23 protein-coding genes are annotated in these 25806 nt (G+C 69.4%); 16 read left to right on the top strand and 7 right to left on the bottom strand.

Going from position 1 to position 25806, the window contains the following annotated elements; genetic code table 11:
• Positions 1 to 146: 146 nt before the first annotated feature.
• The 5 genes from GPZ80_RS25640 to GPZ80_RS25620 form a co-directional block, all read right to left on the bottom strand.
• A complete protein-coding gene (locus tag GPZ80_RS25640) occupies positions 147 to 941 on the bottom strand; it encodes a TIGR03084 family metal-binding protein (RefSeq protein WP_187223650.1) in 795 nt (264 codons plus the stop codon).
• 41 nt (positions 942 to 982) lie between these two features.
• A complete protein-coding gene (locus GPZ80_RS25635) occupies positions 983 to 2035 on the bottom strand; it encodes an NAD-dependent epimerase/dehydratase family protein (RefSeq protein ID WP_187223649.1) in 1053 nt (350 codons plus the stop codon).
• Between the two features lie 18 nt (positions 2036 to 2053).
• Positions 2054 to 2527, bottom strand: coding sequence for a flavin reductase family protein (locus GPZ80_RS25630; RefSeq protein ID WP_187223684.1), 474 nt, complete (start codon positions 2525 to 2527; stop codon positions 2054 to 2056).
• A gap of 143 nt (positions 2528 to 2670) precedes the next feature.
• Positions 2671 to 3138, bottom strand: a complete 468-nt coding sequence (locus GPZ80_RS25625) for an acyl-CoA thioesterase (RefSeq protein WP_187223648.1) — start codon at positions 3136 to 3138, stop codon at positions 2671 to 2673.
• Positions 3138 to 8960 carry a type I polyketide synthase gene (locus tag GPZ80_RS25620; RefSeq protein ID WP_187223647.1) on the bottom strand — a complete coding sequence of 1941 codons (5823 nt, stop codon included), beginning with the start codon at positions 8958 to 8960 and terminating at the stop codon, positions 3138 to 3140. Before GPZ80_RS25620 ends, GPZ80_RS25625 begins: the two co-directional genes overlap by 1 nt.
• 313 nt (positions 8961 to 9273) lie before the next feature.
• Here GPZ80_RS25620 and GPZ80_RS25615 point away from each other — a divergent pair, with 313 nt between their 5' ends.
• The 6 genes from GPZ80_RS25615 to GPZ80_RS25590 all read left to right on the top strand — a co-directional run bounded on the left by GPZ80_RS25615 (position 9274) and on the right by GPZ80_RS25590 (position 16650).
• Complete coding sequence (locus GPZ80_RS25615) at positions 9274 to 10251, top strand: hypothetical protein (protein ID WP_187223646.1); 978 nt, start codon at positions 9274 to 9276, stop codon at positions 10249 to 10251.
• 145 nt (positions 10252 to 10396) lie between these two features.
• Positions 10397 to 11419, top strand: a complete 1023-nt coding sequence (locus GPZ80_RS25610) for a DUF1702 family protein (protein ID WP_187223645.1) — start codon at positions 10397 to 10399, stop codon at positions 11417 to 11419.
• A 13-nt stretch (positions 11420 to 11432) separates the two neighbouring features.
• Positions 11433 to 12410 (top strand): DUF1702 family protein, encoded by a 978-nt coding sequence (locus GPZ80_RS25605; protein ID WP_187223644.1) that lies wholly within the window; start codon positions 11433 to 11435, stop codon positions 12408 to 12410.
• Entirely contained in the window at positions 12407 to 14335 is a 1929-nt protein-coding gene (locus GPZ80_RS25600; protein WP_187223643.1) for a CRTAC1 family protein, read from the top strand. Before GPZ80_RS25605 ends, GPZ80_RS25600 begins: the two co-directional genes overlap by 4 nt.
• A gap of 6 nt (positions 14336 to 14341) precedes the next feature.
• Positions 14342 to 15304, top strand: coding sequence for an enediyne biosynthesis protein (locus tag GPZ80_RS25595; protein ID WP_222719857.1), 963 nt, complete (start codon positions 14342 to 14344; stop codon positions 15302 to 15304).
• Positions 15301 to 16650, top strand: coding sequence for a cytochrome P450 (locus GPZ80_RS25590; RefSeq protein ID WP_376771718.1), 1350 nt, complete (start codon positions 15301 to 15303; stop codon positions 16648 to 16650). The genes GPZ80_RS25595 and GPZ80_RS25590 overlap by 4 nt, the downstream gene beginning before the upstream one ends.
• A 53-nt stretch (positions 16651 to 16703) precedes the next feature.
• Here GPZ80_RS25590 and GPZ80_RS25585 read toward each other — a convergent pair whose 3' ends face one another.
• Both GPZ80_RS25585 and GPZ80_RS25580 read right to left on the bottom strand, forming a co-directional pair.
• A complete protein-coding gene (locus tag GPZ80_RS25585) occupies positions 16704 to 17297 on the bottom strand; it encodes an HD domain-containing protein (RefSeq protein ID WP_312880573.1) in 594 nt (197 codons plus the stop codon).
• 111 nt (positions 17298 to 17408) lie between these two features.
• Positions 17409 to 18362: a helix-turn-helix domain-containing protein gene (locus GPZ80_RS25580; protein WP_187223641.1), complete on the bottom strand. Its 954-nt coding sequence runs from the start codon at positions 18360 to 18362 to the stop codon at positions 17409 to 17411.
• Between the two features lie 260 nt (positions 18363 to 18622).
• Here GPZ80_RS25580 and GPZ80_RS25575 point away from each other — a divergent pair, with 260 nt between their 5' ends.
• The 10 genes from GPZ80_RS25575 (at position 18623) to GPZ80_RS25530 (ending at position 25788) form a co-directional block, all read left to right on the top strand.
• Complete coding sequence (locus tag GPZ80_RS25575) at positions 18623 to 18913, top strand: hypothetical protein (protein WP_187223640.1); 291 nt, start codon at positions 18623 to 18625, stop codon at positions 18911 to 18913.
• Positions 18906 to 19250: a thioredoxin domain-containing protein gene (locus tag GPZ80_RS25570; RefSeq protein ID WP_187223639.1), complete on the top strand. Its 345-nt coding sequence runs from the start codon at positions 18906 to 18908 to the stop codon at positions 19248 to 19250. The genes GPZ80_RS25575 and GPZ80_RS25570 overlap by 8 nt, the downstream gene beginning before the upstream one ends.
• Positions 19251 to 19281: 31 nt before the next feature.
• Positions 19282 to 19770, top strand: coding sequence for a glycine-rich domain-containing protein (locus GPZ80_RS25565; protein WP_187223638.1), 489 nt, complete (start codon positions 19282 to 19284; stop codon positions 19768 to 19770).
• 23 nt (positions 19771 to 19793) lie between these two features.
• Positions 19794 to 20429 (top strand): phosphotransferase family protein, encoded by a 636-nt coding sequence (locus GPZ80_RS25560; RefSeq protein WP_246477475.1) that lies wholly within the window; start codon positions 19794 to 19796, stop codon positions 20427 to 20429.
• A gap of 338 nt (positions 20430 to 20767) precedes the next feature.
• Positions 20768 to 21334: a DUF5987 family protein gene (locus GPZ80_RS25555; RefSeq protein ID WP_187223637.1), complete on the top strand. Its 567-nt coding sequence runs from the start codon at positions 20768 to 20770 to the stop codon at positions 21332 to 21334.
• Positions 21331 to 22980: a GMC family oxidoreductase N-terminal domain-containing protein gene (locus tag GPZ80_RS25550; protein ID WP_187223636.1), complete on the top strand. Its 1650-nt coding sequence runs from the start codon at positions 21331 to 21333 to the stop codon at positions 22978 to 22980. The genes GPZ80_RS25555 and GPZ80_RS25550 overlap by 4 nt, the downstream gene beginning before the upstream one ends.
• Before the next feature lie 78 nt (positions 22981 to 23058).
• Complete coding sequence (locus tag GPZ80_RS25545) at positions 23059 to 23265, top strand: hypothetical protein (protein WP_187223635.1); 207 nt, start codon at positions 23059 to 23061, stop codon at positions 23263 to 23265.
• A gap of 66 nt (positions 23266 to 23331) precedes the next feature.
• Positions 23332 to 23898 (top strand): hypothetical protein, encoded by a 567-nt coding sequence (locus GPZ80_RS25540; protein WP_187223634.1) that lies wholly within the window; start codon positions 23332 to 23334, stop codon positions 23896 to 23898.
• Between the two features lie 131 nt (positions 23899 to 24029).
• Positions 24030 to 24653, top strand: coding sequence for a DUF6239 family natural product biosynthesis protein (locus GPZ80_RS25535; RefSeq protein WP_187223633.1), 624 nt, complete (start codon positions 24030 to 24032; stop codon positions 24651 to 24653).
• Positions 24654 to 24732: 79 nt separating this feature from the next.
• Complete coding sequence (locus GPZ80_RS25530) at positions 24733 to 25788, top strand: carboxymuconolactone decarboxylase family protein (protein ID WP_187223632.1); 1056 nt, start codon at positions 24733 to 24735, stop codon at positions 25786 to 25788.
• Positions 25789 to 25806: the final 18 nt, after the last annotated feature.

The raw sequence follows: 25806 nt of genomic DNA, 5'->3' as shown, positions 1-25806 counted from the left end.
GCGGCGGTGGGGAGTCGGGTAACTCGAACCCCGGCGCGCTCATCGCACGGTCCACAAGAGACAGACAGCCACTCGACTCACCCTCGTCCCATCAGCGGGCGCGGCACCGCACCCGCACCGCCACTGCCGTCCAGCCAAAGCCGTTGCTACGCCGCGAACTGGCGAGGCGCGCGGCCGTCGCCCGCGGGTCCGCGATAGGCCTGGGCGATCTCCAGCCAGGCGGTGGCCTCCGGCCCCGAGGCCGTGACCGCCAGGTCGGAGTGGTGCCTGCGCCGGGTGACCAGCAGGCAGAAGTCCACCGCGGGACCGGAGATCCGGTTCACCGCGTCCGCGGGCCCGAACTCCCACAGCGCCCCGGACGGGCCGGTGATCTCGAACCGGAACTCGACCTCGGGCGTGGGCAGCTCGCGGGCGAGGTATCCGAAGTCCCAGGTGCGGACCGCGAAGGCCACGAGGTAGCGCAGCCGGTCGGAGAAGGCGCGCCGGACGCCGAGCGCGTCGGCGATGTCCTGCCCGTGCCCGAACAGCTCCATCATCCCCGCGCACGCGAGGATGGCGGGCGGCAGCGGCCGCACGAGCCACGGCACGACGGAGTCGGCGGGCACCGCCGCGAGCGCCTTGATCGCGTTGTCCCGATCCGTGCGCCATCGCGACAGCAGCACCTCGGTCGGATCCCCGAGGTACTGCGACATGGCAGCGTTCACATTCGCGTCGAAGTCGGGGCTCAGCGTCTTCGCCAGCGCGCCGAAGGCGGCCGGGTCGGACGCGGCCAGGCCCGCCATCCGGAACGTCGCCGCGAGGTGGGCGACCTGGTGCCGGACCGTCCACCCGGGCGAAGGAGTCGGCGTCGCCCACTGCTCGGCGGTGAGGTCGGCGACCATGCCGTCGACCTCTTCGCCCGCCACGGTCAGAGCGATGATCACGTCCTGCAGATCGGACACGGGAGTAGTCCTTTCACGAGCGAATGATTTCCAGGATCCGCTTACGCCGCCGCGGCGGTCGTCTCCCGGTTTGCGGACGGGTGCGCCCGCCGTCCGGCCTGGCGGTCGGTGAGGTGCCCGGCGGCGTGCAGCCACCGGACGGTGTCGGCGATGGTGTCGGCCACCGGCCGCGCCGTGATGGGGTGGGTGCGGACCTGGTCGTCGACCCTGGTCGCGCACGCACAGGTGTGGATGGCGCCATACTGCACCGGCAGGTGCCACGGCCACACCCGTTGCAGCAGGTCGCAGGCGTGTCCGACGGGGCCCAGGGCTCGGGCGGGCAGCCGCACCGCGGGCAGCGCCCGGCCGGTCACCGCCCGCAGGTGCCGTAGGTAATCCTTCGTGGACACATAGGTGCCAGGGCCGAAATGTCTGCCGCCGGAAAGGGAACCGGTCAGCATCTCAGCATGCAGTGCCGCCGTGTCGCGGACGTCGCCGAGCGGGAAGCCGCCGGTCGGCCAGATCGGGGTGAGCCCCCGCAGGACGTCCCGGACGCGGGTGCTCTGGTCGCCCAGCCGCGGGTCGTGCGGGCCCAGCAGGGCGGGCGGGTAGCTGATGGCCACCGGTGTGCCCGCGTCCTGGTGGGCCCGCGCGATCCGCTCGGCCGCCGCCTTGGTCGCCAGGTACGGCTCGCGAAGTGTGCCGACCGGCGAGTCCGGGCCGATGACCCGGACCCCCTTGCCGAACAGCGCGGCCACCGTGGAGACGTGGACCACCCGCCCGACATCGGACCGCCGCGCGGCCCCGAGCACGACCTGCGTGCCGCGCTCGGTGGTCTGCCGCATCCGATCCCGCTGTCTGCTGTCGAAGGAGTACACCGCGGCGGCGTGCAGCACGGCGTCCGCCCCGCGCACCGCCGCGATGACACTGGACTCGTCGAGCACGTCGCCGACCACCACGTCCACCCGGCCCGGATCGAGTCCCAGCGGACGCAACGCGCCATCCACTGTGGACTCGTCGCGGACGAGCAGCCGGACCTGGTGGCCGGTGCGCAGCAGCGCCGCGACCGAGTGGGAGCCGACGAAGCCCGTGCCCCCGGTGACGGTCACCAACATCGTCGACTCCCTTCGGTCTCAGGCGCTCTTCGCGGGCGGGGGTCCCGCCTGAAGGAAACCGCCGCTGAAGAACATCAGCGCGTCGCGACCGCCACCACGGTGGGCGTCGAGCACTCGACCGACGAAGATCGAGTGGTCACCGCCCTCGTAGTCGGCTTCGAGCTCGCACTCGATCCAGGCCAGCGCGCCCATCAGCAGCGGCGCGCCGGTCCGGCGCCCGGGGATCCAGTCGACGGCGTCGAACTGGGTGGGTCCCGCGGGCCTTGTCTTGTCGGCGAAGTAGCGGGCGAGCCCGGTCTGGTTCGCGCCCAGGATGGACACGCCGTACCCGCCCGCGGCCAGGATCGCCTGGTGCATCCGAGCCGTCCTGGCCACACAGCACAGCACCATGGGCGGTTCCAGCGACACCGAGGTGAACGAGTTCGCGGTCATCCCGTGGCCGAGTTCACCACCCGCGGTGATCACCGTGATGCCGGTGGCGAACTGCCCCATCACCTGGCGCAGTGTCGTCCCCGTCGTCCCTGTCGTCACCGCGGTCGGGTTCGTGCTGTCGGACTCCTGCCTGGCCGCGGGCACCGGCGCCGAGGCCAGGTGAGCGGGAGGCCTGCTGTTCACCACGTCGTCCTCCCGCCCGCCTACGCCGCGTCCGCGTACAGTGCCTTCGGCGATATCCCCGCCCCGGCGTAAGGCGCGAGCGCCTTGCGCAGTTCGAGCGGGACCCGGGACGGCACGGTGTTGGTGTTGGGGCCGCGCATGCACGCGATCCGCTGCACACCGCGGGCCACGAGCGTCTCCTCGCCGCCCTCGGCCAGCTTCACGTAGTCGAACGTGAACTGGACCTGGGTCTGGGTCAGCTCGTCGAGCCGCATGCGTATCGACAGCTCGTCGAAGGCGGTGATCTCGGCGAAGAACTCGCACTCGGCCTTGAGGGTGAACAGCTTCAGGTCCTCCTGGACCTCCTTGAGGACCGCGGGCGCCTCGTTCTTGAGGAACATCTCCCGGCACCGCCCCTGCCACCGCAGGTAGTTGACGTAGTAGACGTTGCCGACGAGATTGGTCTCCTCGAAGCCCACCGTGTGCCGAATCTCGTAGTAGTTCGCCATCAGAGTTCCTCTCCGGACAGGACCGCGAAGACGACCGGGTCGGTCTGGCCGTTGATCGTGGTGACCCACGTCGCGACCTTGACGTCGCCCGCGGAGAGCACCACCCACCCGTCGGAGTGGACTCGGTCGAGGGTGAGCGCCTGACTGGTGATCCCGGCCTTGCGCAACGACTCCAGCGCGCCCCAGATCCGGGTTCCCGCGACCGCCGCGGTGTCGGCGGCCTCGGCGGCGAGCAGGTCCCGCAGGGCGAGTTGGTCGGCGCCGAGCAGGCCCGTCCAGTCCTCCTCCGTGCGTTCCAAGGCGGATTCGACGTCGCAGCCGAGGCGGCCGGAGCCGACGACGGCGAAGGTCAGGCCCGCGCCGTGCGACGCGGTGACCGTGGCGCCGTCGATCTCGGGCTTGCCGTCGGGGCGGTGGCGCACCCCGGCGGTCCGGCCGAGCGCGCGACTGACGGCCAGCTCGGTCTGCTCGCGTCGCTCGGCGCCCTCGGCGTCGGGCTCGATGACGACCGACCGGCTGCCGCCGAGCACCCGCTCCAGCGAGCGCTCCACATAGGACCCGAGTAGCGGCGGCACCCACGGGCCTGCGCCGTTGCGGCTGCGGACCGCGCGAAGCACCAGACCTTCCCACCGTTCGACGACCTGACCCTCGGGGGTGCGGACGTCGACGTCGTAGGTGTAGCTGTCGCCGTCCTGGTAGCGCTCACGCGCGTCCATGACCACGTACTCGGTGTCCTGTTCGGACCGCTGCGCCAGGTAGAGCTTCTCGACGCCCTGCGGGAGCAGGATGCCGTCCGGGACACAGCACTGGATGGCGTGCATGACCGCGTCGCGGGTGCCGGGGTCGGCCAGCAGCCGTTGCTGCGGCAGGTACGCGGCGAACCACGGCGCGGGCGAGCTGGTGCCGAGTTCGGCCACCGCGTGCCGCGCGCTGGCCTTGCGGTAGGCCTGCACCCGTTGGAACCGCTTGCCCTGGAACATGACGCTGCCGTACAGCTCGGTCGTCGGGTCCAAGGCGACCACGGGCACCCGCAGGTCCGGGTTGTCCGACTGGGGAAGCTCGGGGCGGACCTTCAGGGTGGCGCGGAAGTGGTCGGCGCTGAACCCGGTCTCCTCGCTGCGCAGTGCGACGTCGACGGTCTCGGCGTCGCGCACCAGCGCGGCCAGCCGGATCGTGGTGGACCCGCCGGGGCGGACCGCGATCGGCCGAAGGAATTCGACGTTCTCCAGCAGCGGCGAGCTTTCCGAGCCGGTGAGCGCTGAGGCGACCTGGGTCATGGCCTCCATGCCGATCACGGCGGGGAAGAGCAGGTCGCCGTCGAGCAGGTGGTCCTCCAGGTACGGGTCGCTGCCCGCGGAGAGCTCGGCCTCGGTGATCAGCTCGATGCCCGGGTAGTGCACGACCACCTGGTCGACGAACCGGGTCATCGGCAGCTCGGCTTCCTCCATCTCGACCGTGGGCAGCCCGGCCGCGCGGCCGCTGACGACCAGCACCGGACCGGCGCTCGGGTCGGCCAGCACCTCACGCAGGACGGCTATGCCGTTCTCGGTGGAGATGGGGGTGATGCCGTCGCGCATGAGCATCTCGACGACGCCGAGCTTCTCACCCATGCCCGCGCCCGACCAGACCGACCATTCCAGCGCCAGCACCCTGGCGTTCGGGTGCTCCTCGCCGAACTTGACGGTCAGCTCGGACATCCAGTCGTTGGCGGTGGAGTAGTGCGCCTCACCGCGCAGACCGGCCCGGCCGATGATGCTGCCGAAGGTGACCAGGAGCTTGATCTTGTCCTGGTCGACCGCGTCGAGGACCGCGCGCAGACCGGCGATCTTCGGCGCCAGGGTCCGCTCGAAGTCCTCTTCGGACAGACTGGCCAGCGCGCCGGGCTCGTTGCGGCCCGCGCCGTGCAGGAACGCGGTGACCGGTCCCAGCTCGGCTTCGAACCGCGCGACCGCACCTGCGATCTCCTCGGGCGAGGTGACGTCGGCGCGCTCATAGCGGAAGGTGACGCCCGCGGCCTCCATGCGGGCCAGGTTCTCGGCCAGCTCAGTGTCCTTGGCCGGGTCGGCCCGGCCGAGCAGCGCGAGCTTGGCCGAGGAGTCCTGGGCCATGGCCAGTGCGCACTCGGCGGTGATGCCCTTGCCGCCACCGGTGACCAACAGGACGTCGGTCGAGTCCAGCGGCGAGGGTCCGACCGGCCCGGCGGGCGCGGTCAGGGCCTTGAGCACCGGGGTGGTGCGGGTGCCGTCGGCGCTGTAGCGAACCTCGGAGAACCCGTTGGTGGCGGCGGCCTCGCCGACGACCCGGGAGACGACCTCCGCTATCGAGTCCGGAGTGGACGGTTCGGTGTCGGCGAGGCCGACGACCGTGGTGCGCACCGTCAGGGCCTCCAGGTGCAGCGTCCGGGCCAGGCCCGAGGCGCCGAGGTGGTGCTGCACGACGACGAACCGGGCTTCCTCGGCCGCGGCGGCGATGGCCGCCTTGCCCGCGGCCAGGAACAGGTCGACGTGCGGTTCGCCGTCGTTGGGCAGGCACAGCAGGACACCGTCGCCGATGCCCGCCTTCGCCAGCCCGGCGCGCAGCGGCTCGGCCAGCGGATGGCCCTGGGGCGCGAACACCTGCCACTGCCCGGCAGCCCCGACACCGACGTCGACCGACGGGCGGCGTTCCTGGACGTACTCGACCGAGAACGGCCGGACCCAGGCACCGATGCCCGCGACGTCCTTGCCCGCGTCGGAACCGCCCTGGGCGGTGTCGGCGAGATCGTCGATCAGCTCCGCGAGCTGGCCCAGCGTCACGGTGGCGAAGTTCGTCGTCGCCGCGAGCGCCGGTCGGCCCAGTTCCCGGGTGACCTCGTTGATGATCTGTCCGACGGAGATCGAGCTCAGGTGCAGGTCGTCGAGCGGGTGGGTGTCGGCGGTGACGGTCTCCAGCGGCAACTCGACCCGCTCGGCCGCGAGCTTGCAGAGCAGCTCCAGGGTCGATATGCCGGAGTCCGCCGGGGTCGCGTCCGCTGAGGACAAGGGGGTGGAGTCCCCGGCGGACGCGACCCCGCCGCCATCGCCGTCCTGGTGAAGGGGGGTCACCAGGCCCGCGTCGATGGCGGGCGCGGCCTCGCACGGGCTCGACAGGAAGGTCATCTCCCCGTCGAGTGCGAGGGGCCGGACCAGGCGGTCGGTGAACAGCGCGGAGGCGTCTACCGGCGCGCCGAGGGCGAACGCCGCGCCGACCGCGGTGAGCAGCGGGCTGAGCGAGGCGCTGTCGGTGTCGAGCGCGAGGACGGGCTTGTCCGGCGCGATCTGGCCGACCAGGCTGGTGAGGACTCGGCCGGGACCGACCTCGATGAGCAGGTCCACGTCGCGGGCGGCGCGGGCGGCGGCCTCGGTGAAGCGCACCGGGAGCAGCACCTGGTCCACCAGGAGCGTGCGGAGATCGGTGTCCGGGTCGAGCACGTCGCCGGTGACCGTGGAGGCGACCTGGCGGGCCAGGCGCTCGAAGGGCCGCTCGGCCAGCCGGTCGGTCATCGCCTCGGCCGCGGGCTGAACCAGCGGCGAGTGGAAGGCGTGCGAGACGTTGATCCTGGTCGCGGTGACACCCTCGGCCGCGGCCTTCTTGCACACCGCGTCGACGGCCTCGGCCGCGCCGGAGATGACGGTCTGGCCGGGGCTGTTGTACCCGGCGATGACCACCCGGTACCCGTCCATCAGGCGCTCGGCGCCGTCGGGGTCGATGGCCAGCCCGGCCATCGCGCCGCCGCCGTGGCTGGCCTGCGCCATGACCTGGCCGCGGATCTTGGCCAGCTCCTGCAGTTCGGGCCCACCCATGGCGCCCGCCCAGGCCAGCGCGGTCAGCTCGCCGAGGCTGTGGCCCACGGCGATGTCCGCCTCGATGCCCAGGGCGTGCAGCACGCGCAGCCCGGCCAGTGAACCGGTGACGATGCGCGGCTGCGCGACCTCGGTGGCGACCTGGTCGCCGGTGATGGTCACCGCGCCGAACACGTGGTCGGCGACCGGGAACCGGCGACGGATGGCGCCGACGGCGCCGCGCCCGGAACCCTGGCCGGGGAACAGGAACGCCAGCTTCGGCGCGACCGTCCGGTTGTCCAGGAAGACACCCTCGACCGGGGAGAACAGCGAGGTCTCCCCCGCGTCGAGCGCGGCGATGATCCGGTTGAGCTTGCGCTCGGCGTCCTCCGGGGCGTTCGTCACGACCGCCGCGCGCAGCGGCCGTCCCGCGAGTTCACCAGAGAGGGTGCCCGCGAGGTCGCCGAGTTCGGCGAACGCGAGCTTGTGCGCCAGCGCGGCGACCCGGGTGAGCTGGTCGCGCAGCTGCTCGACGTTGTCGGCGTCGAGGAGCAGCAGCTCGGTGTCCTGGCGGCTCGACACCAGGGTGGTGGTGCGCTTGGCCAGCTCGGTGCGCCGGGTGACGCCCGCGGCCTGCTCCAGCGCGATGTGGGTGTTGATGCCGCCGAAGCCCATGGCCGACACACCCGCGCGCAGCGGGACGTCGGTCGGGAACAGCTCGGCCTCCTGCGGCACGTACATCGCCGCGGAATCACCTTCCAGCAACGGGTGCGGGGCCTTCTGGCCCGTGCCCGGCGGGATGACCTGGTGGTGCAGGGCGAGCGTGGCCTTGATCAGGCCCGCGATGCCCGCAGCTGCCTTGGCGTGGCCGATGTTGCCCTTGATCGTGCCCAGGGCGGCGGGCCGCGCGGTCGGGTCGGCGTTGTGCCGGGCGGTGGACAGCGCCTCGATCTCGGTGGCGTCGCCGACCGCGGTGCCGGTGCCGTGTCCCTCGAAGTAGGACACGGTCTCCACGCCGTAGCCCGCGCGGCCGTAGGCGCGGGTCAGGGCAAGGCGGTGACCGGCCTCGGCGGGTCGGGTGATGCCGCCCTTGCCGTCCGACGAGATGCCCCAGCCGGAGATGCAGGCGTAGATCTTGCCGCCGCGGGCGATGGCGTCGGACTCGCGCATCAGCACGACAACGCCGGAGCCCTCGCCCGGCCAGAAACCGTTGGAGTCCTTGTCGTAGACCTTCATCTCGCCGGTGGCCAGCGCGCCGGTCTTGGCGAAGCCGATGACCTCGAACGGGTCGATCGACAGGTCGACGCCGCCCGCTATGGCGACGTCCATGTCCCCGTCGACCAGCGCCTTGGCGGCGGTGGCGATGGACAGCAGCGACGACGAGCAGGCGCCGTCGACGGTGTAGCCGCCGCCGCCCAGATCGAAGTGGTTGCAGACGCGCCCGGCGATGGTGTTGGCCAGGCCTCCCGCGAGGGTGTCCTCGTCGAACAGCGGGAACGGCGCCTTGTACTGGGTTTCCAGTTCAGCCAGGAAGTTGGTGGTCTCGTCTTCCGACCAGCCTTTGTCCGCCAGCGTGGCCGCGACCGTGCGGCGCACGTAGGGCCAGCGCACCCGCATGATGTTCGCGCGGGAGAACTCGCCGGTGAGGCTGTTGCCGAACACGACACCGGTGGACTGCTTGGGCAGCCCCTCCCCTTCCGGGAAGCCGGCGTCGGCCAGCGCCTGGGTCGCCACGGCGAGGGCGAGCCAGTGGGTCATGTCCGTCGACCGGAACGTGCTCCCGGCGATCTTGAACTTGACCCGGTCGAATTCGAAGTCCTTGAGCACGGCCGCTTTACTCGCGTAGAAGCGGTCCGGCGCCTTCGGGTCGGGCGACCAATAATCCGCGTGGTTCATCCGCTCGTCCGGAAGCCGCCGGAACGCGCGGCGGCCGGACAGTACGTTCTCCCAGAGCTCCGCCGGGGAACTCGCATCGGGATAACGAAGGCCGATGCCGACGATCGCGATCCGTTCACTGCTCATACCTTCACCGCCTCTGGACTGAAATGGACCATTTCCCCGGCACTGTTGAATAGGCCCCGCAGGCCGAATGGTCACCATTTATGACTTCGCGAGTCCAAGTTTGCGACGGAATGCAATCATTGTCGTCTCCGACCGTGCGCGCACCGACCTTCAATCCTGCGCCCGAGCGGGTGACCCCTATTTCCGGAGAACCTCTCCGAGAATGCGGTGTTTGCCCGGCCGACGCATTCCCGCCAACGCTCTCAGTACGATCGGAGGACTTGGGGTCCGCATTCGCCAGGCGCATCCGCCACTTATCCGAAAAGGACAGCGCATGAGCAGCAGCGATATCCGACAGGCGCGGGAGCCGGTCGCCGATCAGGCGTCGACCTCCACGTTCGTCAGTGGCGTGTTCCCCCGCCGCCGGGGGCTGATCGTCGGCCTGAGCGCGCTGGTGGGCTTCCTCCTGACTGTCGTGTGGTCGGCGAAGTTCGTCGACAGCACCATCGGCGACAGCATCGCCGACACCATGTTGGGGCACACGGCCAAAGGCGCGGAGATCGGCGGGATCGCGGGTGGGATCGCCTTTGCCTTCGTCACCGGCCTGGCGGGCACCTTCACCGCCTGCAACATCGCCGTTTTCGGCGCGATGACCCCGATCCTGGGCACCACGACGACCCGCTGGAGCCGGGTCCGGGCCACCCTGCGACCACTGCTCTGGCTCTCCGTCGGCATGACGGCGGTGTCGGCGACCTATGGCGCGCTCGTCGGACTGGTCGGCACGTCGATGCCGCAGTTCTCCACCGCCAAGAACGTCGCGGGCACGCTGTCGGGCCGCAGCGTCCAGTCCATGGTCGTCTTCGGGCTGATCGGCCTGACCATGGTCTACCTCGGTCTGGCCGCGCTGGGCATCGTGCGCGACCCGTTCGCCAAGCTGTCCCAGCGCTTTCCCAACGCGCCCATGGTGTTCATGGGCGCGTTGGTCGGCGGGTTCCTGATCGGCAGGCCGTTCGGGCTGTTCCGGCAGCTGTTCCGCGACGCCGCCGAAAGCGGGAACCCGCTCTACGGCGCCGCCGCGTTCACCCTGCAGTCGCTGGGCAACATCCTGATCATGGCCGTGCTGCTCCTGCTGACCAGCGCGGTCCTGGGCGGGCAGCTGCGGCACTGGTTCGCCGCCGACCCGCGCCGGATGGCGATCGTCACCGCGTCCGCGCTCATCGCCGCGGGCGTGTTCACGTTCCTCTACTGGGACGTCCGACTGCTCGCCGGGCGCGGCATCCTGCCGTGGTATCCGCTCGCCCCCTGGACCTGATCGCGCACTATTCGAGAAGAACGCCCCGCCTGCTCCCGGCGGGGCGTTCTTCTATTTCGACCAGGGTTATTCCCCCGGGCAATCCAGGAGATGCACCGCAGATATCGGACACCAGACCATGGTCAAGGAAAGCGGGGTGACATCCATGCCGACAATTCTCGGCACGCTACGCAGAGTTCTCCTGACACCGAGACTGGCCGAGGTGACTTTCCGGGTCCGCGGCTTCCCGGGTGCGGACTCGGCCGCGGCCGAGACGCTCGAGGCGATTCCGCAGTCGGTCATCTGCGGGTTCGAATGGGGTATCGAGGCGAAGACGCTCTGGGAGGTCGAGCGGCGCCTGGCGCTGGTCGAACCGCAGCAGCGCGGCTTCGCCTACGAGGGCGCGGCGATGGCCGCCACCGTGCGCGACGCCATGGCGGGCGGACGCGGGACGTGGTCGAGGAAACTGCTCGGCGGGCCGGGCCACCCGCACATCTTCCTGACCTACATCGGCATCGGATTCGCCATGGCGCGGCTGCCGCGGGTCCTGTGGAAGAAGGTCATCCCGGACCTGGCCGAGTCGCCGTACCACCCCACGATGACCTGGCTGGCCGTCGACGGGTACGGCTTCGACCGCGCCTACTTCCAGACGAAGCGCTGGGTGCACGAGCAGCGGGTGCCCAAGCCGTACCCGTGGGAAGGGTCCGGCGAGTACTTCCTGCGGGCCTTCGACCAGGGTGTCGGACGCGCGCTGTGGTTCATCAACGGCGCCCGCCCCGAGGCCGTCACCGAAGCGGTGAACAAGTTCGCCCCGCACCGGCACGCCGATCTGTGGAGCGGGGTCGGCCTGGCCGCGACGTTCGCGGGCGGCTGCGACGAACCCGGCCTCACCCGCCTGCGCGCGGCGTCCGGGGCCCACTGGGCGGAACTGGCGCTCGGGGTGGTGTTCGCGGTGAAAGCCCGGACCTACGCCGGATTCACTCCCCCGCACACCGAACTCGCCGCGAAGGCCCTGGCCGGACTCGCGGTGTCGGAGGCGGTTGACATCGCCGACGGCACCGAGGCCGACCCGTGGGGCACCGGCCTCGATCCCGCGTACGAGCGCTGGCGCGAGCGCATCCGCACCCGGCTCGTCACCGCCACCGTCAGCCAGGCGGCGGCTCAACCATCCGCAGATCGAGTCCCGTGAGGGGGAAAGTCAGTTGGGCACTGCATGGCGGGCGCTACGGCGCCGCATCCTGACACCGAACGCGTCGGCCACTTTGCTGGACGTGCGTGGCTTCCACAAGAAGAGTCCGGCCGCCCAGGAGAACCTGGAGACCGTCGGCCGCAGGTTCCTCGAAGGCTATGCCTACGCCGCGGAAGCGGCCACCATCGACGACGCCGTCGCCAAGCTGGACCAGATCGAGCCTTACTACCGGGGCTTCGCCTATGAGGGCGCCGGGATGGGCTACGGGATCCGCGACGGCCTACCGCTGGGCGGCAAGCACCACCTCGACGACTTCCTCGCCGGCGAGGGCGACAAGCACGTCTACATGGTCTACGTCGGCCTCGGCTGGGCGATGTGCAGGCTGCCGAAGTTCGCCTGGCGCAAGGCGGAGACCCTCGACCCGCTGCTCGTGGGCCTGGTGCTCGACGGCTACGGCTTCCACCAGGCTTACTTCAAGACGAAGCGCTATGTCGAGGAGCAGTACGTCGAGAAGTTCGACTGGCTCACCAGTTGGGGCGAAGGTCAGGCCAACCACGGGATCGACCAGGGAATCGGCCGGGCCCTGTGGTTCATCGGCGGCAGCGACGGCCCGCTCGTCGCGTCGATGATCGCCAAGTTCCCCGAGCACCGGCGCGCGGACCTCTGGGCGGGCACCGGGTTGGCCGCCACCTATGCCGGTGGCGCCGACGAGACCGAACTGCTCGCCTACCGCGACCTGGCGGGCGACTACGCGCCGATGCTCGCCCAGGCCTCGTCGTTCGCCTCCGAGGCCAGGGTGCGCGCCGGCCTTGTCATCCCGCACACCCGGGTCGCCTCGAAGGTTTTCTGCGGTATGTCCCCGGAGGACGCCGCACAGCTCACCCACGACGCCCGTCGCGACCTTCCGGCCGACGGTGATGTACCCGCTTACGAGGTCTGGCGCCAGCGTGTCGCAGGCCGATTCGCCGCAATGGGAGGTGTAAGTCGATGACCACCAAACCTGGATGGCTGCACAGGCAGCTTCCTGGGATCATCGCTCTGGTCTTGGTGGTGACCACGTTCATGGTGGCCCGCCTGCCTGAGTCGAGCGCCGAGACGAAGGCCGCACTGGCCAAGGACTTCAAGTTCACCGCGAAGTCCATCGCCATGCCGAGCGGGTTCGCCCAGCAGGAAGTCCGCAAGGTCAACAAGGACTACAAGCACATCGACGCGTGGATCTCCTCGGTCGGCGCGGCCATCGCGATGAACGACGTCGACGGCGACGGCCTGCCCAACGACCTGTGCATCACCGACCCGCGGATCGACCAGGTCGTGGTGACCCCGGTGCCGGACAAGAACGGCCACCGCTACCCGGCCTTCGCGCTGAACCCCGCCCCGCTGCCGATGAACGGGCAGATCGCGCCGATGGGGTGCCTGCCCGGCGACTACAACGAGGACGGCCGCACGGACCTGCTGGTCTACTACTGGGGACGCACGCCGATCATTTTCCTCACCAAGCCCGAGGCGAAGAAACTCGACGCCGAGTGCTTCACCGCGGTGGAACTGGTGCCCGGCAAGACCAATGGCGTCTACGACGGTCCACAGTGGAACAGCAACGCCGTCACCTATGAGGACTTCGACGGTGACGGGCACTACGACATCCTGATCACGAACTACTTCCCGCACAGCCCGGTGCTCGACGACCGGGTCGCAGGCGGGGTGGAAATGAACGACTCGATGTCGGATGCCCGCAACGGCGGTGAGAACTACTTCTTCCTCGCCAATGGCGACGGCACTTTCCGCAAGGTCGACGACGCGCTGCCCGTCGAGATCTCCCGGGGCTGGGAGCTCGGGGCGGCCTCGGCCGACCTCGACGGCGACGGCCTGCCGGAGCTGCACCTGGCCAACGACTTCGGCCCGGACCACCTGCTGCACAACAAGTCCACGCCGGGCAAGCTCGCCTTCGAGGAGATCATCGGCGGCCGATCCCCGGTCGTGCCCAAGTCCAAGCTGATCGGCCAGGACTCGTTCAAGGGCATGGGCGAGGACTTCGCCGACCTCGACGGCGACGGCCTCTACGACCTGTTCGTCAGCAACATCACCACCTCGTGGGGCATCGAGGAGAGCAACTTCCACTTCCTCACCAAGGCCAAGGACCAGGCCGACCTGCGCACGAAGCTGCTCGCCGGTGAGGCCCCGTTCGACGACGTCAGCGGCTCGGCCAACACCGCGTGGTCCGGCTGGGGCTGGGACGTCAAGGCGGGTGACTTCACCAACAGCGGCACCAACCAGGTCGTGCAGGCCACCGGCTTCGTCCGCGGATACACCAACCGCTGGCCGCAGCTGCAGGAACTGGCCACCGCCAACGACGAACTGCTCACCAACCCGTCGTTCTGGCCGAACGTGACCCTCGGCGACGATGTCGGCGGCGACCACACCATGAAGTTCTTCGTCAAGGGCGCCGACGGCCACTACGACGACCTCGCCCCCGAGCTTGGTCTGGCCGTCCCGGTCCCGACCCGCGGTGTCGCCACCGGTGACGCCGACGGCGACGGCAGGCTCGACTTCGCCATGGCCCGGCAGTGGGACCAGCCGGTGTTCTACCAGAACAACGCGCCGAACGCGGGCCACAGCCTCACGCTGTGCCTGTTCCACGACGCCCCCACCGCGGACGGCGCGCCCGGGTCGCCGGTCGTCGGCGCCCAGGTGGTCGTGACGAAGGCCGACGGCACCAAGGTCATCGGTCGGGTCGACGGTGGCGGCGGGCACTCCGGCAAGCGCAGCAACGACGTCCACATCGGACTCGGCGACGACGCCGGACCGGTCAAGGTGCACCTGACCTGGCGGGACCGCTCGGGCCAGATGCGTGAACAAGACCTGCAGTTGACCTCGGGCATGCACGCGCTGCGGCTCGGCACCCAGGCGAAGGAGAAGTGACCCGTCATGGCTGAGACCAAGACAGCCGCGCCAGTGCGCCATGACCCCAAGGTCATCAAGGCGCTCCGCAACTTCGCGATATCCATCAGCGTGTTCAACATCGTCGGGTACGCCTTCCTCGGCTTCGAGCAGCCGTGGGTGTGGCCCTTCATCGCCCTGGCGACCGGCTACGCGGTCGAACTGGGCCTGGAGAAGATCGGCGCCCGCTCCGAGGGCCGCGACCCGCGCTACCTGGGCGGCGGCTTCAAGGGGCTCGTGCAGTTCCTGTTCCCCGCGCACATCACCAGCCTCGCGGTGAACATGCTGATCTACGTCAACGACCGGGTCTGGGTGCTCGTCTTCGGCGTCACCCTGGCGGTCGGCGCGAAGTGGATCCTGCGGGCGCCGGTGAAGGGCCGCATGCGGCACTTCATGAACCCGTCGAACTTCGGCATCGCGATGATCCTGGTCCTGTTCCCCTGGGCCTCGATCGCACCGCCGTACCACTTCACCGAGCACGTCTCGGGCTGGGTGGACTGGCTGATCCCGGGTCTGATCATCATCGGCGGCACGATGATCAACGGCAAGCTGACCGGCCGGATGTGGCTGATCGCGGGCTGGGTCGGTGTGTTCGCCGCCCAGTCGATCATCCGCGGATGGCTGTTCGACACGTCGATCCCGGCCGCGCTGGGCATGATGACCGGTGTCGCGTTCATCTTGTTCACCAACTACATGATCACCGACCCGGGCACGTCCCCGTCGAAGCCGTGGGCTCAGTTCGCCTTCGGCGGCGGCGTGGCGCTGGCCTACGGCGTGCTGATCGTGGCGCACGTGGCGTACAACATCTTCCTCGCCACCGCGCTGGTCTGCCTGATCCGCGGCTGCTACCACTGGACGGTCCACTTCGTGGAGAAGTCGAAGGCTTCCGCTCCCCCGGTCACCCTGGTCCCGGCCACCCCGGCCGCCACCGCGGAGCAGAAGGCGGCATGACGATGACCCCCTCGCACCGTGTCCCCCCCGGTCCCCCACGCAGTCAGACGCTCAGCCTGCTCAAGCAGCTCAAAGGCGACCGGCTCACGCTGATGTCCACGGCGGCGGCGACCTACGGGGACGCGGTGCGGGTGGGGATCGGACCAAAGACGCTCTACTACTTCAACCACCCCGACCACGCGAAGCACATCCTCGCCGACAACAGTGCCAATTACCACAAGGGAATCGGCTACGTTGAAGCACGCCGAGCCCTCGGGGACGGCCTGCTGACCAGCGACGGGGCGCTGTGGCGGGAGCAGCGGCGGACGATCCAGCCGGTGTTCCAGCACCGGCGGATCGCCGCCCAGGCCGACACCATCGTCGAGGAGGCGGCCAAGCTGGTGGCCCGCCTGCGGACCCGCCAGGGCCCGACGGACGTCCTGCACGAGCTCACCGGGTTCACCCTCGGTGTACTCGGCCGGACCCTCCTCGACGCCGACCTGGACGCGTTCGAGTCGATCGGGCACTCGTTCGAAGCCGTGCAGGACCAGGCGATGTTCGAGATGGAGACCATGGGCATGGTCCCCACGTGGCTCCCGCTGCGCAGGCAGCGGGAGTTCCGCAAGGCCAGCGACGACCTGTCGCGGATCGTCGAAGCCCTTGTCGCGGAACGCCTTGGCAATCCGCGCGACCCGGCGGACGACGTGATCTCCCGGCTGATCCAGTCCACCAGCAAGGAATCCGACCCCCGCGTCGCCCAGACGCGCATGCGCGACGAACTGATCACGTTGCTCCTGGCAGGCCACGAGACGACGGCGTCCACGGTCGGGTGGGCGCTGTACCTGATGGACCAGCACCCGGATGTCGCTTCCCGCCTGCGGGAGGAGGCCATCGCGGTGCTGGGCGACCGGACGCCCGTGCTGGAGGATCTGAAGAGCCTGACGTACACGAACATGGTGCTCGAAGAGGCCATGCGTCTCTACCCGCCGGTGTGGATCCTGACCCGGCGTTCGGTCGAGGAGGACGAGGTCGGCGGCTACCACGTGCCCGCGGGCTCGGATGTGATGGTGTGCCCGTACACCTTGCACCGCCACCCGGAGTTCTGGGACGCACCGGAGAAGTTCGACCCGGACCGGTTCGACCCGTCTCGGGCGAACACCCGGCCGCGGTACGCATACCTGCCTTTCGGGGCTGGACCGCGCTTCTGCGTCGGGAGCCACCTTGGGCTGATGGAGGCGACGTTCGTGATCTCCATGCTGGCGCGGGAGATGACGCTGAAGCTGGTGCCGGGGTATGAGGTGGTCCCGGAGCCGATGCTGTCGCTGCGGGTCAAGGGCGGGCTGCCGATGACGGTGCACCCGGCCTGAGCTGTGGTTCAAAGGAGGGTCCCGGCATTGCCGGGACCCTCCGTCCGTTTAGATCAGACGTGCTCCCGCCACGTCAGCGGCGAGGTTCGCAGCGCCGCGTCAGCGATCCGCCGAGCCGCTTCGGTCCGCAACCCCGCTCGGGACGAGTCGATCCAGGACTGGAGGTTCTGGTAGCCGGCGGTACGGTATTCGACGGCCTGGATGAGGCATTCGAGCTTGTCGGCGTCCTTGGCGCAGTGCGCCTCGGCGGTGTCCTGACTCTCGTACTCGTCGACAGCTTCCCGGACAGTCTTGGCGGCCATCTCGGGCATGCGCGCGGTCTGGTCCGCGGTGATCGCCCGATTGTCGATCCGGCTTGCGAGATAGGGCTTCGCGGTGTGCGGGATATCGCCCGTCCGAGTCTCCTGGCTGTCGTGCCACAACCCGAGAAACGCCGCCCGCGCCGGGTCCGCCCCTTCCTCGGCGGCGATCAGCGAGGCGAGCTGCGCGACACGAAGACTGTGCTCGGCGACCGACTCCGGGTCACGAACTCCCGCATGCCACCAGCCGGCCCGGCGCATGTTCTTGAGAACGCCGAGCTCGAAGGCGAAAGCAGCGGTCGCGCAGGCCTCTTCGTCCTCGGGTCGCCGGGTGTGGTCACCGGACACGTGGTGCCCCTCTCTCATCTGTCAGCCAGCCGGATGGCGTACGCCACGCTATCCAGTTCACGGCGAGCACGGTGGGTGAGGTGGGGGTCGGCGCTCATCCGATCCACGACTTCACCTGCCCGAGCTTGGGCATGCCTCCGACCCCGCAAAACAATTGGCCGAGCAAGCAAACAGTGCCCAGAGCGTGTGGATGTTGAGGTCGGCGTGATGCGAGCCCGGATTGAGTCGAACAAGCAGGTGATCAAGCACGCGGGCGCCAAACCACTGTTCGGGGTCCACGGTAGTCATGAAGTCGTCATCGACCTGAGGATCGGCGATCTCCCCAAGCCAATAGGCCCAGTAGTTCAGATTGGCGATCTCCTGCGCGTCGGTGTTCAACTCCCGTGCGACGAAAGCATGCAGAGCGTCACGGTGTCCCTTCTGCGCCAAGGCGATGGCCGACGACCGATGTGCGACCCAGGACGACAGGTGATCGGCGTGTCCGGCGATGCGGTTGGCGTCCCGCAGCTCAGAAGTGAGCCACCGGGCGGAGTCTGGGCGTTGATCGAAGCCCAGCAGATAGACGGCTTGGCGCCTCAGCAACGCGTTTGCTGTTCCTCGTGAGGCATCCGCAGTGACCTGCAGGTGGTCGAAGAACCGCTCGCGTTCCTCCGAGCCCAGTAATGGTCGGTCGGCAACGGGACCACGGCGGGCCGTTTGCGCAGGCACTGCCAGAACGCCCGGCACAGTTCCCGTGAACGGCCAGGTGAGCAGGCTGGTGAGCGTTCGACGATGCACAGCGGCGGCGAGCGGATGGGTGTCGGCAGCCAACACTGTGGGGCCTGCCTCGACAGCGTCGAAGACGATGAGGTCAGCCTCGATCGCGAGATCCAACACGGCCAAGGCGACCGCAGGCGCTCCGAGACGGCGCATGCTCATCCGTAGCCGGACGAGATCTGCGCTGCGCAATGCACCCAGGGGCCGACGACCGCTCTCCCAGCCCTGAACTGTCGCCACATCCACACGCAGGATTTCGGCGAGACGCGCCTGAGTGAAATGCGTCGACTCACGAATCAGCTTGAACACGTAGCCCGAGATGCAGGCGCGGCCGGGCGAACGTTGACCAGCGCGCGGTGTTGCCCGCCTGTAGCCCACATCGCCCCCTGCACATCGTCGCCCCGAGCCCTGCCGTACTCGTACCCGTGGTCAGTCCTCTACCAGGTCGAACAAGCCTAGCGTTCACTATGCGGTGGTCAACAGCAACGCAGGGTGATGCTTCCACCGGCAACGACCGGCCCGACCGAATCAAGAGGACGTCAATGCCGAGGCCCGGATACCGACCGATCGTGGCTGTAGTCGTGGGATCAGACAGCCTGCTCGGCCAAGTCGCGCGGGTGATCGACGATCTGACCGCGCATCAGCCGGCTGAAGGAACCGAAACGTGCCTCCTCTGCTCGACCGAGCATTGGCCATGTTCGCGATTCGCGGCGGCGGCGCAAGACGTGATGGGCGCTGGGCTCCGACTGAACGACCTCGTGTCATCGGATCTGCATCAGCGACTGTGGCCGCCGCAGGCGGACACTGAGTATTCGTCGACATTGAACTCGGCACAATCATTCGGTCGCCGCTATGACTGAATCCGCCAGTTCCATTACCCGGTTCCCAGAGCTTGCCGAACTGGCGGCGCTACGGGACAACGGGTGGCAATTCCGGCTGCTTCACGACGACAACGGCGAACTTGTGTGCGTCGCCTGTTCCAGGAATCACGGAGCGCACACCGACGCTGTGTTCGTTTTTGATCGCACCCATGTCGTCGCCAGCCGTGTGCTCACCGAAGAGCATGGCGGTGTCGTCTGGCTCAAGGACGGCACTGACCTGGTCGAGGTGGTGCGTGAGCTTGTCAACCTACCCGCTCCCGGCGAACCGGGTGCGCCGTCGTTGGTGATCAGGGGCAGCGCCCTGTGGTCGCCGTGATGATGAGTACATCAACGAAAGGAACTATCCAATGACCGGGGTATTGCGCCTTGACTCTCGCCGGGCCCGCACTCTGATCTCGGAGGAATTGTTCGACCTCCTGACGACAAGACTCGCCCAAGATCGGAACATCGACCTGGACCTGGCCACACGAATCATGGACCAGACGCTTGCCTTTCTCGCGGCTGCCGGACACCCTGGCGAGCGTCTGTCGCCCAGCCCGGCAGTCGACGCGGGGTGGCACCTGTTCCTGCGTTGGACCAAGGACTACGCCGCGTTCTGTGAACGGGTGGCGGGCCGGTTCATCCACCACGTCCCGGACGACACGCCTGCCGAGACCTCGAACGCCGCGACCGCGCGGGGTGTACTCCGTACGCTGGAGGCGATCGAAGCCGCGGGGTATCTCGTCGACCACGAGTTGTGGGCGCTCGACGGCAAGTGCGGCAGCTGCCATGAAGACGGCAACTGCAGCTCCAGCGGGGAAGACGGCAACGAGAACACTGAGACCAGGAAGCGATAAGCGGCCGATATGAGGGCTCGACGATGAAGGTCGGCTGGACCGACCTGTCCCCCCAGGTGCGGGCGACGATCGAGAGACGCATCGGACCGGTAGCCGACTTCATGGACGTCACCGCGGGCCAGACCTGTGACCTCACGGCGATCCTGCGTCCCGCCACCGGCGAGCCGGTGTTCGTCAAGGGTGTCGCGGGACGATCACCTCGGATGCGGTGGCTGCGCAACGAAACCCTCGCGTCGCCGCTCGCCGCGGACCTGGCTCCGGCGGTGCTGTTCGCCGAGGACGTCGAGGACTGGTTGGTGGTCGGGTTCGAATTCGTTCCGGGCCGCCCGGCCGATCTCACACCTGGCTCGCCCGATCTGGCACTGGTCGGTGCGACAGTCGATCAGCTCAGTGCCACGCCCGCACCCGCACTCCGCCCGCTGAGCGAGCGGTGGGCCGTCACGGACTGGTGGAGTCGACTCGACACGGGGATGGACGCCGAGCGCCTGGACTCGATCGCCGCGCTGGTGCCCGACCTCGTGGACGGCGATCGACTCGTCCACACCGACCTGCACTCACACCAGTTCCTGATCGACGGCCCCGCCGTTCGGGTGATCGACTGGGGTCTGCCCGGTCGCGGTGCGGGCTGGTCGACACCGCATTCCTGTTGCTGCGTCTGATCGATTCCGGACACCACCCAGCCGAAGCCGAAGCATGGGCACGGACGCGCTCATCGTGGTCTGCCAAAGCGGATACCGCGCTGACGCCATGGGCGGTTTTCGTGGCCGGTCTGTGGAACTACTGGGCGACTGTCGGCCGCACCACTCCTCACCGTGCGGACCTGGCTCGACGGTATCTCTGTCACCGGATGCCAAATCTCCCCTCCACCTGACACCAGCGCCTCTCACTGTGCGGTATTTCCCTTGTCCAGCAAGGAAACGACGGCATACCGGGAGATGCGCCAGCCACTGCCCCACCACGACGATGGAGTTCTACCAAGGCCGAGGGAGGACACACCGTGCACTCGGGCACCTCAGACGAACACGTCAAGACGATCACGCTGGAAGCGTTCGCGGACTGCATCGTGCCCGGCGAGAAGCGCTCGCCTGATGACCGGGCCATCGCGGGGGTCTCCACCGGTGGGGGCGCGGTGCAGGCTGGTGCGCTCGAGATGCTGCACCACGACGCCACCGGGATCACCGCCGGGCTCGAAGCGCTGGTGGGCATGCTCAACGGGCATGCCACCACCTACGCCGCCGACAAGGGCATCACGCTCGACGGGGACGTCCCGCCGTTCGTGGCGCTGGAGTTCGACGACCGGTGCGCGATCATCCGGACGCTGACCACCCCCGGCCACCCGGAGAAGGACGGCTGGGTGCTGCTGTCGCTGTTCTGCAACATGGCCTTCGACAGCGCCGCCCACATGAGCACGCACGACGCCATCGCGCAGGGCCACCCGGGTCTGCTCACGATCGGCTTCGAGCTGCCCCAGGACGACGGACTCTGGCGGTTCGCGGACTTCTCCTACGGCAGGCAGCTGGCCAAGCCGCACCCCGACACGACGCCCTCAGGGAGCCCGGCGTGACCAGTATCGAAAGCACGGACGTCCTCGTCGTCGGCAGCGGCTTCGGCGGCGCCATCGCGGCCTACCACCTGGCCGCCGGCGGGGCGAAGGTCGTGGTCCTGGAACGCGGTCCGTGGCTGCAGGCCGAGGACTTCGACCACGACTACCTGCTCGGCAAGAGCTACACCAAGGTCTTCGACTTCGTCGCGGGCGACGGGATGAGCGTGCTGAGCGGCAACTGCGTCGGCGGCGGCTCGGTGGTGTACTTCGCCGCGCTCCCCCGCGCCCCGCGGTTCACCTTCGAGCGGCAGGGCAGCATCGGGCGCCGGATGTGGCCGAAGGCGATCAGCCGTGACACCCTCGATCCCTGGTATGACCGGGTTTCGCAGGTGATCCCGGTGGTGCAGCAGGGCTGGGACGACATCAGCTACGCCGGCGGCCTCTGGGCCGCGGCGTGCAACCACGCCGGGCGCACCGCCAACCCGGTGCCGGTCGGCATCGACAAGGCCAAGTGCACCAACTGCAACTGGATGATGGCCGGCTGCAAGTTCGACGCCAAGCGCTCGCTGTTGTTCAACTACCTGCCCGGCGCGGTCGCCAACGGCGCGGAGATCCGTCCGCTGCACGAGGTCCAGCAGTTGGAGCGGACCGACGACGGCGGCTACCGGGTGCGCTACAACCAGATCGACGAAGAGGACTACCGGATCACCGTCGGCAGCGGCACGATCGACGCGAAGATCGTGATCATGGCCGCGGGCGCGGGCGCCACGCCGGTCATCCTGCAGCGCTCCGAGGCCACGCTCGGCAAGATGCCGCACGCGGTCGGCCGGTACTTCTCCGGCAACGGTGAGCGCCTCAACACCGCGATCATCAACGAGGACCGCGCCCGCGAGGTGCTCGGGCTCGACCGAGGCAACGGATTGGCGTACGCGGCCAACCAGATCGGCAAGGGCCCGGTGGTCGCCAACTGGGACCACCTCGACGGCTCGCTGCCGGAGTACCGCCGCTTCTCCTTGGAGCAGCTGTACTTCCCGCCGGGACTGGGCACGATCCTGGCCCAGGCCCAAGGCGCGGACGGCCCGACCTGGCTGGGCGTGGAGAAGAAGGAGATGCTGCGCCGCTGGCAGTCCTGGCTGACGATCTTCCAGATCGTCGAGGACGACAACGAGGGCGTCTTCGGGCCGCCGCCGCCCACCGGCAACGCCTACCGCATCTCCCAGCAGATGCTGGGCCGCGGGCCGCTGAGCTACGACCCGACGCCGAACACGCTGGGCGCGTGGGCCGCCGCGGACGCGGAGGTGCGCGACATCCTCGAACGCGACGGGATCGCCACCGTGCTGCCGTGGACCAACGACCTGGTCGGCGCGTACACGGTGCACCCGCTGGCGTCGTGCCGCATCGGCGACGACCCGGAGACCTCGGCGCTCGACGACCGGCATGAGCTGCGCGGTCACCCGGGCATCTTCGTGACCGACGGTTCCGCGGTTCCCGCCGCGCTGACGGTGAACCCGGCGCTGACCATCTCGGCGCTCGCCGAGCGCGCCATGCCGGGCATCGTCGAGGCAGCCCGGGCCCGCGGGATCAATGTCAGCTACGGGGCGCCGCTGCCCACTGCGGCGGTGACCAAGCCCCTGATGAGGCCGGTGACGGCGACCCAGGGCGCGTGATGACCGCGCCGTCGTCGACCGTCCGGCAGACCCGGTCGCAGCCGCGTCCGGTGTGGACGTTCGACGACGGCGGTGGTCATGAGCGGGTTGCAGGAGATCACGCAGGTGATTCTGAGTATGCCGGGACCGCGGGCGAGCAAGGAAGAGGTCGCGGCCTGGTACGAGCGCAAGGCACGGTTGCTTGAGCAGATCGCGGCCGAGGGCGGCCCGGACTCCGATCAGGTGAGCGCGCTGGCGCTGTTGGCCCATCGGCGTTCGCAGGCCTTGCTCGATCGCGCCGCGTGAGGAAATGATCACCGTGGGTCGGCCCGTGCCGGGCGGCCCGCGGCATCGCGAAGAGAGGCGGGCGTGATGGCAGTGCAGGCGGGCGCGGGCGGGCGCGTGGGGTTCGTCGCGGCGCTCAACGGGAAATACCACAAGGCCGCCGTGCTGGGGTTCACGGTGATTGTGATCGGACACTGGGCCGAGCACCTCGTCCAGGCGTGGCAGATCTTCGTCCTCGGCTGGCCCCGGCCCAAGTCGCTCGGGCTGATCGGGCACTACATACCGTGGTTGTTCACCTCCGAGTGGATGCATTATGGCTACGCGCTGGTGATGCTCATCGGGTTCGTGGTGCTGCGCCACGGGTTCACCGGCCGGTCCCGCACGTGGTGGGTGGCGGCGATGTGGATCCAGGTCTGGCACCACTTCGAGCACCTTCTGCTGCTGGTCCAGGCGATGACCGGGCAATACCTGCTCGGTGAGCCCAAGCCGACCAGCATCATCCAGCTCATCGCCCCAAGGGTCGAGCTGCACCTGTTCTACAACTTCGTCGTCTTCGTCCCGATGGTCGTGGCGATGATCGCGCACCTGCGGCCACGGCCCGAGGAACGCGCCGAAATGGTCTGCTCGTGCGCCGCGCCGGTGCCGGTCGGATGAGGCGGGGGGTGGGCCGTTCGAGTGGACGGCCCACCCCTATCACCCCTATTTCCCCTGGGCCACGCCTCACCGGGCAACCGACCGCGACCCTCGGCACCACTGCCACCACAAAGCCGCTCCACACCCATGCGGTGCGGACGATCGCTGTCCTCGCCGCCACAGTCTTGTTCCTCGTCGCCTGCGCGGGTCGGGCGGTGGCGCAGCACGAGCACACCCTGTCCGTCCCGGTCTCGTTCGGGCCGCTGGCCCTGCGGATCGCGCTGCTCTACGCCGTGCCCGCTGTCGCCGGTTTTGCTTTGCTGCGAGGGTTCCTCGACCGGCCCAGCCGCATGACCGTCGCCTTCGTCTGCGGCAGCGCCGCGCTGGGCGTGCTCCTCGACCTGATGCTCGCGGGCAGGGTCGAGGTGTCCAACCAGGTCGTCTTCCTCGCCGTGGTGGCGGGCTGCTTCCCGGTCTTCCTCACCCTCGCCCCTGTCGCCGCGCCCCTGGCCGAGCCCGCTCGCCGGGCCGCTCCGGTCGTCCTGGCCGCCGCCTCGGCCGGCGCGATCTTCCACTTCGCCAAGGCGTGGACCGGCGCGGGGTCGCCCGCGACCCTCCACAGCGGAGTGATTCTGGCGCTCGCCGGGCTGGCCTGGCTGCCGTTGGTCGGGTGCCGCCGCCGCGCCGCCCGACTGACCGTGCACGCGGGTTCGGCGGTGGTGGCGACCGCGCTGCTGGCCGCCGCTGCCCAGGCCACCGTCGCGGGTGGCTTCTGAGACCGCATTCTCGGAGAGCCCCCACGGCCTTCGCCGTCACTAGATTTGGTTTGTTTACCCACGTTCGGGGAGGGACACCATGGGTGGCACCGTGATCCGCGCCGCGCTGCGTTCGGCGCTCAACCAGGTCCTGTACGTCGACCCGGTCCGGCCGCGGCAGGCCCGCGACGTCGTCGCGACCGTGTACCAGCGCGTCGAGCGGGAGTTCGGCATGCTGGCGCCCCCGATCGCCCTGCACTCCCCCAGCCCGACCGTGCTCGCCGCGAGTTGGGTGATGCTGCGGGAATCGCTGCTGGCCCGCGGTGAACTCGACCGCGCCACGAAGGAGGTCGTCGCGGCCGGGGTGTCGGTCGGCAACGGCTGCCCGTACTGCGTGCAGGTCCACAGCGCCACGTTCGGCGGGCTGGTCCACGGCCCCGCCGCGGCCGCGCTGAGCACGTCGCGGGTCGAGGACATCGCCGACGACAGCACCAGGGCACTCGCGCTGTGGGCCCGGGACAGCGCCTTCGCACACGCGCGACCGCCGTCGCCCACCGCAGAGACGGTCGGCGTCGCGGTGACCTTCCACTACCTCAACCGCATGGTGAGTGTCTTCCTCGGCGACTCCCCGCTGCCACCGAACGTTCCAGCGGGCGCGCGCGGCCCGGCGACCCGTTTCCTGGGCCGCTTCATGCGTTCCTCGGCGACCGCGGAGCACCGACCCGGCGACTCCCTCGACTTGCTGCCCCCTGCCCCGGTCGGCCAGGACCTGTGGTGGGCGGCGGACAGCCCGACGATCGCCGACGCCTTCGCCCGCGCGTACGCCGTCATCGACGAGGCGGGCGACCGCGCGGTCCCGGCCGACGTCCGCGCGCTGGTGATAGCCCAACTGGCCCAATGGGACGGACGGCCCAGGGGGGTGAGCCGGGCGTGGGCGGGCGAGGCGGTTTCCGTGTTGTCGCCGCGCGACCGGCCCATCGGCATGCTGGCACTGCTCACCGCGATGGCCGCCTACCAGATCGATCCGTCCGTCGTGGACGACGCCGGCCTGTCCCACAGCACACTGATCGAGCTGACCTCGTGGTCGAGCCTGACCGCGGCCCGACGGGTGGCCGCGGTGGCCCAGCAGGGGAAAACGCCTGGCCACAGCGGATAGGGGCGGCAGTCAACCCCC

This window comes from Actinokineospora xionganensis (assembly GCF_014323725.1).
GTDB lineage: Bacteria > Actinomycetota > Actinomycetes > Mycobacteriales > Pseudonocardiaceae > Actinokineospora > Actinokineospora xionganensis.
Note: the sequence above shows the minus strand (reverse complement) of the source record. Positions and strands in the feature narration are given on the sequence as shown.

Excerpts from the sequence above, each read along its gene's own strand:
- GPZ80_RS25635 (WP_187223649.1), bottom strand. The coding sequence starts at position 2,035 with ATGTTGGTGACCGTCACCGGGGGCACGGGCTTCGTCGGCTCCCACTCG.
- GPZ80_RS25630 (WP_187223684.1), bottom strand. The coding sequence starts at position 2,527 with ATGGGGCAGTTCGCCACCGGCATCACGGTGATCACCGCGGGTGGTGAA.
- GPZ80_RS25625 (WP_187223648.1), bottom strand. The coding sequence starts at position 3,138 with ATGGCGAACTACTACGAGATTCGGCACACGGTGGGCTTCGAGGAGACC.
- GPZ80_RS25620 (WP_187223647.1), bottom strand. The coding sequence starts at position 8,960 with ATGAGCAGTGAACGGATCGCGATCGTCGGCATCGGCCTTCGTTATCCC.
- GPZ80_RS25615 (WP_187223646.1), top strand. The coding sequence starts at position 9,274 with ATGAGCAGCAGCGATATCCGACAGGCGCGGGAGCCGGTCGCCGATCAG.
- GPZ80_RS25610 (WP_187223645.1), top strand. The coding sequence starts at position 10,397 with ATGCCGACAATTCTCGGCACGCTACGCAGAGTTCTCCTGACACCGAGA.
- GPZ80_RS25600 (WP_187223643.1), top strand. The coding sequence starts at position 12,407 with ATGACCACCAAACCTGGATGGCTGCACAGGCAGCTTCCTGGGATCATC.
- GPZ80_RS25595 (WP_222719857.1), top strand. The coding sequence starts at position 14,342 with ATGGCTGAGACCAAGACAGCCGCGCCAGTGCGCCATGACCCCAAGGTC.
- GPZ80_RS25590 (WP_376771718.1), top strand. The coding sequence starts at position 15,301 with ATGACGATGACCCCCTCGCACCGTGTCCCCCCCGGTCCCCCACGCAGT.
- GPZ80_RS25570 (WP_187223639.1), top strand. The coding sequence starts at position 18,906 with ATGACTGAATCCGCCAGTTCCATTACCCGGTTCCCAGAGCTTGCCGAA.
- GPZ80_RS25565 (WP_187223638.1), top strand. The coding sequence starts at position 19,282 with ATGACCGGGGTATTGCGCCTTGACTCTCGCCGGGCCCGCACTCTGATC.
- GPZ80_RS25560 (WP_246477475.1), top strand. The coding sequence starts at position 19,794 with ATGAAGGTCGGCTGGACCGACCTGTCCCCCCAGGTGCGGGCGACGATC.
- GPZ80_RS25545 (WP_187223635.1), top strand. The coding sequence starts at position 23,059 with ATGAGCGGGTTGCAGGAGATCACGCAGGTGATTCTGAGTATGCCGGGA.
- GPZ80_RS25540 (WP_187223634.1), top strand. The coding sequence starts at position 23,332 with ATGGCAGTGCAGGCGGGCGCGGGCGGGCGCGTGGGGTTCGTCGCGGCG.
- GPZ80_RS25530 (WP_187223632.1), top strand. The coding sequence starts at position 24,733 with ATGGGTGGCACCGTGATCCGCGCCGCGCTGCGTTCGGCGCTCAACCAG.